The organism is Gemmata sp. (assembly GCF_051859125.1).
Lineage (GTDB): Bacteria > Planctomycetota > Planctomycetia > Gemmatales > Gemmataceae > Gemmata.
In genome coordinates this window covers 1-9,330 of record NZ_JBHYGG010000129.1, presented here as the reverse complement: position 1 = coordinate 9,330, position 9,330 = coordinate 1, and the positions used below count along the sequence as shown (strand labels likewise).

The window sequence follows — 9,330 nt, the reverse complement described above, 5'->3', positions numbered from 1 at the left end:
GGGCGGCCCCTACAAACCAAACGCGAACACTCCGGTAGGGGCCGCCCTCCGTGGCGGCCCGCCAAGGCGCGACTCGTATCTCCAATCAGCTTTCATTGCGACTGCGATTCCAATGTACTGGATCGACACCGCTCCTACACCACCCCGGTCACGCGCTTCACGAGCATGGTCGCGTAGCTGCCGCGGGGCAGGTCGAAGGTCAGGGTGAGCTTCTGCTTCCCGGGGTTCAGATCGTCGGTGTCTGCGGCGTGGGTCGGGTTCGCGGGCCGCACGCACCCGGCCCGCTCGCCCTTCGAGAAGAACGGCTTTTCGAGACCCCTGATCCGCAACTCGCCGAGCGTCAGCCCCTCGCCCCTCAACACCTCTTCGGCGACCTCGGACCACAGCGCGCCCGCCACGGGCTTCGCCCGCGAACTCGGCAGCGGCAGCGCGAGCGATTCCCACTCGCCGCGCTTGTCGTCGGGCACGCGAACCGGCACCGGCACGCGGTCGAGCTTCAACTCGACGGCCGCGAGGTTCTCGGCGCCTAACACCCGGGTCAACCACGTCGCGAGCATCCGGTTCCAGAGGTGGCTCTGGTACGCCGATAGGTACAGCCCCTGGAGGTCCGGCCGCAGCCGGGCGACGGCCCCCTTGAAGTCGGTCGGGTGCGTCACGAGGTAGTCGACGAGGCTGCGGGCGTGCCCGCGGGGGAGCTTCGCCTTGAGAGTGGGCCAGTCGCCCCACATCGCGCGCAGCGTCGCCTTCTCGCGCTTCGCCTCGCGGCGGTCGAACTCGTAGGGGGCCGCGAGCGCGAGCTTGAGCGCCTCCTCGAACCGGCCCAGCACCATCTCCTTCGCGATGAACGTGGGCGGGTCGCCGACCGAGCCGAACCGCTGGTCGTCGAAATAGTTCGGCAGGCCGCACGACTCGACTTCGGCGAGCGCCGCGACGGCCTGTGACACCCCGGTGTCACTCATCGACCGCAGGGTGATGGTGAACCGGTTCGCGGTGATGTCGTGGGCGGTAAACGGCTCGGTGCGCTGGCCGAGGTAGGTGACCGCGATCCGCTCGTGCGCGAGGTTCCGATTCGGGCCGCGGAAGATGCTCAGGTGCTGCGAGGTGACCGCGTGCCGGTCCTTGAGGCCGCCGTAGCTGAGGCGGCGGAGGTCGATGTTCCACCGCCGGCGGACCGCGGCGAGCGCGTCGGGGGTCGTCCACCCGGTCTTGTCGAGCCGGTAGAGCGCGAACTCGCCCGCGCCGCCCGCCGCTGCGGCCGTCAGTTCCTCGACGCGGAAGTCCTCGGGCTGTTGCTTCAGTTTCATCCGGTCATGATACCGCCGGACGCTGGTGTGAAGTCGTTCGCCTCACGCGGGCCGCCACGGAGGGCGGCCCCTACGAACCAACACTCCGGTAGGGGCCGCCCTCCGTGGCGGCCCGCCAACCGCCTCGCGCGGATCTCGCAGCGGGCCGGACCGCCCGCATCAGCGATTTGCGGCGGTCGCAGTTGTGGTCGTCGGTCGCGGGGCCGGCTTCGCCGCGAGCGGGGCGCTGCCGATCCGGGCCGGGATGCCGCCGTCGAATAGGAACGCCCACTCGGGGTTCGTGCCCGGGTCGATCGTCGGGCGGGGCAAGGGGGCGTGCGGGTAGTCGCTCACCACCTCGATTGTGGTCGTGCTTCCCGTCGTCGCGGCGACCTCGTTGAGGAGCTGCGCGACCGCCGCGGCGGATTCGGCGGCCGACGCGCCGTGACCGGCCACGCTCAGGACGCGGCACCCGCCCGGGCCGGTGCGTTCGACGCGGCGGTCGAAGTACACCACGGCGGCGAGCGGCGCGCCGGCGGCGTTCAACTTCTCGGCGAGCTTCGCGGTGGTCGCGGCCCCGCCCTCGATCCCGACGAGCACGACGCGGTTGTTCGGCTCCTCCTCGCAGACGCGGCGGATCTCCGTTTCCATCCACGCGGCGTGCAGCGGCTGACCGGTCCCGACCTTGATGAAACCCTTCTGGTTGAGGTTCGCGCGGAAGGTGTCCGTGGCGGCGATCTCGACCGGGTTCACCCCGCACATCGCGAACACGTACACTCGGTTCCGTTGGCAGGTGAGCGCGTCGCAGTCCGGCCCGGCCTCGTGCGCCGGGCGGCACCCGCTCGTGCAGCAGGTGACGCACCCCGGCCCGGTGAGCAGGAGCCCCAGAACGCCGCCGATCACCGCGTATCGCCCGCTCATGGCAATTCCCCCAGACCGACCGGACTCGTGTTGTTGTTCAAATCGGCAGGACTCGCAGGACCGCGCCATCCGTTACATCTTCTCAACGGGAGAACCGGCCGAAGGTGCGGGGAGAATTCCGGTCGCGGAAGCTGGAGAAGCTGGGATGGGGCCGGTACGATCTGGGGTCGCTTGAACCGGAGGGAACCGCCGATGACCCGCTGCCACTTCGCCCTGCTTGCCGCCGTTGCCGTGCTTGCCGCGCCGGCCGCGCTCCCCGCCGAGCCCGCGAAGGCGGTCCCCGTTCGCAAGCTCCTGTACCCTCCGGAACGTGGCCAGGTGCCGCAAGTCCTGAAGCCGCACGTCGAGCGGTTGCTGGCGGCCGACAAGAAGCCCATCGAACCCGCCGCGGCGAAGTGCGGGGGCGTGTACGCTCGCATCCTCTCGAAGCAGTACGCCATCGACGGCGGGAAACTGAAGGCCGGCGGGTGGCTCGGCTCGCGGCCGTTCGTGTTCCTGACGGTCCCCGAGGTCGCCTACGGTCGCGATCTGCTCGGCGTCCTCGCGGCCATCGGCTACGACCTGGAGGACATCCTCGAAATCGAGAAGGGCGTGGAGAAGGTCGCCGTCGTGTTCACGTTCCCCGAGACGGTGAAGTCCTGCGACGCGACCGACGGCGCGCTGCCGGACGCCTGGGCCGAGCGCGTGTACCCGACGACGTGGAGCAACACCCTCGGCCTCATCGATCGCATGGCCGCGGACAAGGCCCGCTGGGTCGTCACCCGCCCGGACGGCGACGGGTTCGTGCCGACCAGGTTGCAACTGCGCTCCGAGAAGGAGCTGGCGTTTCTGCTCGGGTTCCCCGACGAAGGGAAGAAGCGCGTGACGACGACCGACTACGCGGCGCTCCGCGAGGTCGGCGGCTCGGACTGGGCGTACCGGCAGTTGGTCGAGCGGTTGCTCGGCGCGTCGGAACACTTCCGCGGCGACGGGAAGACGAAGCTGACGCTCGCGGGGCGGCGGAAGCCGCGGGCCGGGTTCCCGGAGTTCTTCGGGCCGAACACCGAGCTGAAAGACCTCCCGGCCGTCGCGGTCGTGAGCCTCGGCACGCTGCGGATCGAGGAGTAACGGCGGATCGCCGTCACCCCGCGAGCACCTTCAGCACGCAGCTCTCGTGCGACGCGGTGCGGCGGCCGCGGGGCAGGGCCGAGTTCAGGAACGCCTCGAACACGCCCGGGTGGATGTAGCTCTTGCGGCACACGGCGGGGGTGTTGCCCAGTTCGGCCGCCACTTCCGTGATGACGGTAACGACGGCGCTCGCCGCCTCCCTCTGCGTCGCCGGTTGGGGCACGTTCATCAGCCGACCGAGCGCCGCGACGGTCCCGGCCCAGGTGCGAAAGTCCTTCGCGGTGAACTCCCCGCCGGCCGCCTCGCGGATGTAGGCGTTCACTTCGGCCGAGCCGACGCGGTGGGCGACCCCATCGGCGTCGCGGTACTGGAACAGGTGCTGGCCCGGGATGTCGCGGCACGCTCGCACGATGCGGGCAAGTTTCCGGTCGCCGACCGCGCGGTCGTGCCACAGGCCGCTCTTGCCGCGGAACTTGACCCGCAGCGTGCCGCCCGCGAACGAGACGTGGCGGTCCTGGAGCGTGCTGAGGCCGAACGACTTGTTCGTCTTGGCGTACTCGGCGCTGCCGACGCGGAGGTGCGCCCGGTCGAGCAACTTGACCATCGCGGCCAGCACCTTCTCGCGGGGCAGGCCCGGCCGCGCGAGGTCCGCCTCCACACGGGTTCGGATGCGCCCGAGCGCCCTGCCGAACGCGGCGAGCCGGCCGAACTTGGCGCCCTCCTGCGAGCACCGGAACGCCGGGTGGTAGCGGTACTGCTTCCGCCCGCGGGCGTCGCGGCCGGTCGCCTGGACGTGCCCGGTGCCGCTGGCGCAGATCCACACCCGCTCCCACGCCGGCGGGATCGCCAGTGCGCGGATGCGGGCGAGCGTCGCCGGGTCGGTTACGACCGTGCCGCGGGCGGTGCGGTAGCGGAAGCCAGAGTCGGTGCGCTCGCGGCGGATGCCGGGTTTGGCGTCGGACGATTCCCGCACGCTCGCCGAGAACTTGAACGTGGTTTCGACCGTCATCGTGGTCGTGACGGTTCGGCGGACGCGAACGGTGGTGCCGGAACGGGCCATGAGCAATCCCCCTGCGCCTCAGCAAGCACGCAGCGTGCCGCGGGCGGGGGGCCGGCCGTCACAGGATGAACTTGCTCAGGTCCTCGCGCTGGATGATCTCGCCGAGCCGGTCGCGGACGAACGCGCCGTCCACCACCACGCGCTTCTCGGTGAGGTCCGGCCCCTCGTAGCTCACCTCCTCGACCACCTTCTCCAGGATCGTGTGCAGCCGCCGCGCGCCGATATTCTGGTGCGTGCGGTTCACGTCGAACGCGATGTCGGCGATCGCCTCGATGCCGTCCTGTGTGAACTGAAGGTCGACCCCCTCGGTGCGGAGCAGTTCGGCGTACTGCTTGGTGAGCGCGTGCTTCGGCTCGGTGAGGATGCGGAGGAAGTCGGGCCGGGTCAGGTCGGTGAGTTCGACGCGGATCGGGAACCGGCCCTGCAACTCGGGCATCAGGTCGGCCGGCTTCGAGGTGTGGAACGCGCCGGCGGCGATGAACAGGATGTGGTCGGTCTTCACCGGCCCGTGCTTGGTGTTCACCGTGGTGCCCTCGACGACCGGGAGCAGGTCGCGCTGCACGCCCTGGCGCGACACGTCCGGCCCGTGCCCGGCCGACGGCCCGCACACCTTGTCGATCTCGTCGAGGAACACGATCCCGTGGTTCTCGACCCGGTCCACGGTCTGCTCGGCGACCGCGGCCCGGTCGATGAGCGCCTCGGTCTCCTGTTCGAGGAGCAGCTTGCGGGCGTCCTTGATCGGGAGCTGCCGCGGCTGCCCGCCCTTCGGCATGATCTTGTCGAACATGTTCTGGAGGTCCACGTCCATGTTCTCCATGCCCATGTTGGAGAAGATCTGGACGGGCACGGCCTTCTGCTCGACCGTCAGCTCGACGACGCGGTCCTCGAGTTCGCCGGCGTCGAGCTTGGCCCGCATCTTGTCGCGGGTCCGCTGGCGGCGCTCGAGTTCCTCCTTCTCCTGCTCGGGCTCCCACGGGCTGTTCTTCGGGGCCGGAACGAGCAGGTCGAGGAGCCGCTCGGTGACGCGCTCCTGGGCCTTCTCGCGGACGCGGACCCGCATCTCCTGCTTCACCAGCCCGACGCCGGCCTCGGTGAGGTCGCGGATGATGCTCTCGACGTCGCGGCCGACGTACCCGACCTCGGTGAACTTGGTGGCCTCGACCTTGATGAACGGCGCGCCGACGAGCTGCGCGAGCCGCCGGGCGATCTCCGTTTTGCCGACCCCGGTGGGGCCGATGAGGATGATGTTCTTCGGGGTCACGTCGGTCCGCAGGTCGGCCGGGAGCTGCTGCCGCCGCCACCGGTTGCGGATCGCGACCGCGACCGCCTTCTTGGCCGCGTTCTGCCCGACGATGTACTTGTCCAGTTCGGCGACGATCTGCCGCGGGGTCATGTCCATGTTCGCTGCGCTCACAATCTTCAAGTCGGCAGGTCATCAAGTCGTCAGGTCCGGTCGCCGAGCGTCTTCCGACTTGATGACTTGAAGACGTGGCGACCTGACGACTAAAGCTCGTGAACCTCGATGCTGCGGTTGGTGTAGATGCACAGGTCGCCGGCGATCTCCAGGCCGGCCCGGACGATCTCGGCGGGCTTGAGGGCGGTGTGGGCCAGCAGCGCACGCGCCGCGGCCAGGGCGTACGGGCCGCCCGAGCCGATCGCCAGCACGTTGTCGGTTGGGGCGATCACGTCGCCGGTGCCGCTGAGCAGCAGCAGGTGGTCGCGGTCCGACACGATGAGCATCGCTTCGAGCCGCCGCAGGACGCGGTCGGTCCGCCACTCCTTCGCGAGTTCGGTCGCGGCCTTCGGGACCGAGCCCTGGTGGTCGCGGAGCTTCGTCTCGAACCGCTCCAGCAGCGAGAAGGCGTCGGCGGCGGCCCCGGCGAACCCCGTGAGCACCTTGCCGTCGTACAGCTTGCGAATCTTCTTCGCGTCGTTCTTCATCACAATGTTGCCGAGCGTGACCTGCCCGTCGCCGCCGAGGGCGACCCCGTGGGCGGTGCGGACGGCGAGAATCGTGGTGGCGCGGATTCGGGGCACGGTTAAGATCGCTCCGGGGGGATCGAATACCTTCGTAACGTCAGTAACCGGACGGCCGGGGCCGGTCCGCTCGCTTTAATGATACCCGCCGCGAGGGACCGGAACAGGGAAGCGAAACCCGTTGACCCGTGCGAATTTGCCGCGGGCGGCGGGCACGGTGAGATAGAATGCCGGTGGAACGACTTGTGGGCGGTGCGCGTTGCCATGCGTCCACCCCCCGCGACCACAAGGAGAAACACATGACCAAACAGACCTTGAAGGGCGCGATGCTCGCGGCCCTGTTGGCGGGCGGCCTTCTTGCGGTGCCGGGCGCGGCGCTGGCCGTGGCGCAGAAGCCGGTCAAGGCGTCGGGCGTCCTGCACGTCTACGGCAACGATGGCGAATCGAAGCTGTTCACTCCCGACGGTGTGGCGCGGGCCGAGACCGCGCTCAACAGCACCTCGTTCGACCACGGGCTGACCGTGACCGTCGACCTGTACGCCAAGCCGCCGGAGGGGAAGACCGCCCCGGCCGGTGAGGCGGAGAAGGCGAAGTTCTTCCGCGACTGGGCGATGGAGCGGGCGCAGGGCGACAAGGCCAAGGGCGTGTACATTCTGGTGTGCCGCAGCCCCGGCTACATCGAGGTCATCGCCGACAAGACGACCCGCGACCGCGGGTTCTCGAACGAGAACGAGAAGCAGGTCCGCGACAAGCTGCTCGGGTCGTTCCGTGCGGCCGCGGCCGCGAAGACCGAGGGCAAGTCGGACGCGGAGCAGTTCAAGATCCGCGACGAGGGGCTCGTCTCGGCGATCGGGGTCGTGGTCAGTGACCTCAAGGACACAACCGTGTCCGCGACGACCACGAACAACCGGGCGCACGCCGACGGCCACAAGCCCGGCATGGGCGTCGGCGGGTGGGTGTGCCTCGGCCTGTGCGTGCTCCTCGGCGTGTGGGTCGTGATCGGCCTGATCCGGGCGTTCACGGGCGGCGGCGGTGGGGGCGGCGGGTACGGCGGCGGTGGCGGCGGCGGCGGGTTCGGTTCGTCGCTGTTGGGCGGCATGTTCGGCGCGATGGCCGGCATGTGGATGTACAACAGCATGTTCGGCAACGGCGGCATGTTCGGCGGGTCCGACGCCTACGCCGGGGACGGTGGGGCGGGCGGCGACGCCGGCACCTCCGGCGACGGCGACTTCGGCGGCGACACCGGGGCCGGTGGCAGCTACGACGGCGGCGGCGACACCGGTGGCGGGGGCGACTTCGGCGGTGGTGGTGACTTTGGTGGCGGCGGCGACTTCGGGGGCGGCGACTTCTGACCCGCTCCCGGCCGGTAGAAACGAGAGCCCGCGGACCCGCGTCCGTGGGCTTTCGCGTTTCCAGTTGTTACCATGACCCACATGCCGCACGACCCGAACTGCCCGATGTGCAAGGCCGTCGCCGACCCGGACCGCGGGTGGGGCGACCGCATCGTCTGGCGGTTCCCGCACTCGTTCGCCGTCCTCGGCCCGTGGCAGTTCTACACCGGGTACTGCGTCCTGGTCTCGCGTGCGGCGGCGTCCGAACTCAGCCAACTCGGGCCGGCACGGGCCGCGTTCCTCGACGAGATGGCGACGCTCGCGGCCGGCATCGAGGCGTGCTTTTCGCCGCACAAGCTGAACTACGAGTTGCTCGGCAACGTCGTCCCGCACCTGCACTGGCACGTCTTCCCGCGGTCGGCCGGCGACCCGGAGCGGCTCCGGCCGGTGTGGTTCGCCACCGAGCGGGCCGAGGCCGATCCCGCCGAGAACCAGCGGCTCCGGGCGGGCACGGTGCCGCCCGCGGAGTGCGTCGCCCGGCTTCAGACCTGGCTCACCGCGAACGGGGCACCGACCGCACCATGATCTCCGCACTCCGCCTCGGCACCCGCGGCAGCCCGCTCGCCCTGTGGCAGGCGAACTACGTCGCCGGGCTGCTCCGCCCACTCGTCGCCCCGCGGCCGGTCGAACTCGTGCTCATCGAGACGCACGGCGACCGCGACCAGGCGTCGGCGCTGTCCGCGATGGGCGGGTTCGGCGTCTTCACGAAGGCGATCCAGAACGCGCTGCTCGACGGCCGCGCCGACGTCGCCGTCCACAGCCTCAAAGACCTCCCGACGATCCCGGAGCCCGAACTGGAACTCGTCGCGGTGCCCCCCCGCGGGCCGACCGGCGATGCGTTCGTCTCGCGGAAGCACAAGAGGTTCGAAGACCTGCCAACGGGGGCGGTGGTCGGCACGAGCAGCCTGCGCCGCCGCGCGCAGGTACTGAACCGCCGGCCGGACCTGAAGCTCCTCGACCTCCGCGGCAACGTGGACACGCGGCTGCGGAAGCTCGACGAGCAGAACCTCGACGCGATCATCCTCGCCGAAGCCGGCCTGATCCGCCTCGGGCTCGCGGACCGCATCACCGAGGTCCTCGACCCGTCGTGGATGCTGCCGGCGGTTGGGCAGGGGGCGATCGGCCTGGAGTGCCGGGCGAGCGACGGGGCGACGAAGCACATCGTGGAAGCGCTCCGCGACGCGAACACCTATTCGCGGGTGCTGGCTGAGCGGGCGATGCTGTACGCGCTGGGCGGCGGGTGCCTCGTGCCGATCGGTTCGACCTCGAAGGTGCTCGACGGGGTGCTAACGGTCCGGGGGGCGGTGCTCACACCCGACGGCCGCCGCCGCGTGGTCGCGACGCACACCGGCCCGGCCGCCGCCCCGCTCGCCACCGGCCAGGAACTCGCCGCAATGCTCCTTTCCGAAGGCGCGGGCGAGTTGTTGGAGTCGGCCCCACAGTAGGCGACTCTCCGAGGGTCGCACCCCGGCGCAACAGCGGTGACCGGTGAGCCGCGGAGCGCGGCCGGTGTCATACCGGATCTGTTGGACCCGTATGGGTCCGAGCCCGAGCGCCGAGCGAGGGTCCACGCTGACCCTCGCTCGGCGCT

9 protein-coding genes are annotated in these 9,330 nt (G+C 70.3%); 4 read left to right on the top strand and 5 right to left on the bottom strand.

The window, feature by feature from the left end; translation table 11 throughout:
• Nucleotides 1–134: 134 nt before the first annotated feature.
• Together truD and ACTIGN_RS13655 are read right to left on the bottom strand one after the other, a co-directional pair.
• Nucleotides 135–1,304 carry a tRNA pseudouridine(13) synthase TruD gene (truD, locus tag ACTIGN_RS13660; protein WP_439624674.1) on the bottom strand — a complete coding sequence of 390 codons (1,170 nt, stop codon included), beginning with the start codon at nt 1,302–1,304 and terminating at the stop codon, nt 135–137.
• A gap of 159 nt (nt 1,305–1,463) precedes the next feature.
• Nucleotides 1,464–2,204: a hypothetical protein gene (locus tag ACTIGN_RS13655; RefSeq protein ID WP_439624672.1), complete on the bottom strand. Its 741-nt coding sequence runs from the start codon at nt 2,202–2,204 to the stop codon at nt 1,464–1,466.
• A gap of 192 nt (nt 2,205–2,396) precedes the next feature.
• Here ACTIGN_RS13655 and ACTIGN_RS13650 point away from each other — a divergent pair, with 192 nt between their 5' ends.
• Nucleotides 2,397–3,311 (top strand): hypothetical protein, encoded by a 915-nt coding sequence (locus tag ACTIGN_RS13650; RefSeq protein ID WP_439624670.1) that lies wholly within the window; start codon nt 2,397–2,399, stop codon nt 3,309–3,311.
• Nucleotides 3,312–3,324: 13 nt separating this feature from the next.
• Here the strand turns inward: ACTIGN_RS13650 and ACTIGN_RS13645 are convergent, their stop codons facing one another.
• The 3 genes from ACTIGN_RS13645 to hslV form a co-directional block, all read right to left on the bottom strand.
• A complete protein-coding gene (locus ACTIGN_RS13645; protein ID WP_439624668.1) occupies nt 3,325–4,371 on the bottom strand; it encodes a DNA topoisomerase IB in 1,047 nt (348 codons plus the stop codon).
• Between the two features lie 58 nt (nt 4,372–4,429).
• The gene (gene hslU / locus ACTIGN_RS13640) at nt 4,430–5,764 is read right to left on the bottom strand and encodes an ATP-dependent protease ATPase subunit HslU (RefSeq protein ID WP_439624676.1); all 1,335 of its coding nucleotides are present in this window, start codon (nt 5,762–5,764) and stop codon (nt 4,430–4,432) included.
• Nucleotides 5,765–5,874: 110 nt separating this feature from the next.
• Nucleotides 5,875–6,408, bottom strand: coding sequence for an ATP-dependent protease subunit HslV (gene hslV / locus ACTIGN_RS13635; RefSeq protein WP_439624666.1), 534 nt, complete (start codon nt 6,406–6,408; stop codon nt 5,875–5,877).
• A 239-nt stretch (nt 6,409–6,647) separates the two neighbouring features.
• Here hslV and ACTIGN_RS13630 point away from each other — a divergent pair, with 239 nt between their 5' ends.
• The 3 genes from ACTIGN_RS13630 to hemC all read left to right on the top strand — a co-directional run bounded on the left by ACTIGN_RS13630 (nt 6,648) and on the right by hemC (nt 9,184).
• Nucleotides 6,648–7,700, top strand: coding sequence for a hypothetical protein (locus tag ACTIGN_RS13630; RefSeq protein WP_439624664.1), 1,053 nt, complete (start codon nt 6,648–6,650; stop codon nt 7,698–7,700).
• A 72-nt stretch (nt 7,701–7,772) separates the two neighbouring features.
• Nucleotides 7,773–8,264, top strand: coding sequence for an HIT family protein (locus ACTIGN_RS13625; protein WP_439624662.1), 492 nt, complete (start codon nt 7,773–7,775; stop codon nt 8,262–8,264).
• Nucleotides 8,261–9,184 (top strand): hydroxymethylbilane synthase, encoded by a 924-nt coding sequence (hemC, locus tag ACTIGN_RS13620; protein WP_439624660.1) that lies wholly within the window; start codon nt 8,261–8,263, stop codon nt 9,182–9,184. The genes ACTIGN_RS13625 and hemC overlap by 4 nt, the downstream gene beginning before the upstream one ends.
• Nucleotides 9,185–9,330 lie beyond the last annotated feature (146 nt).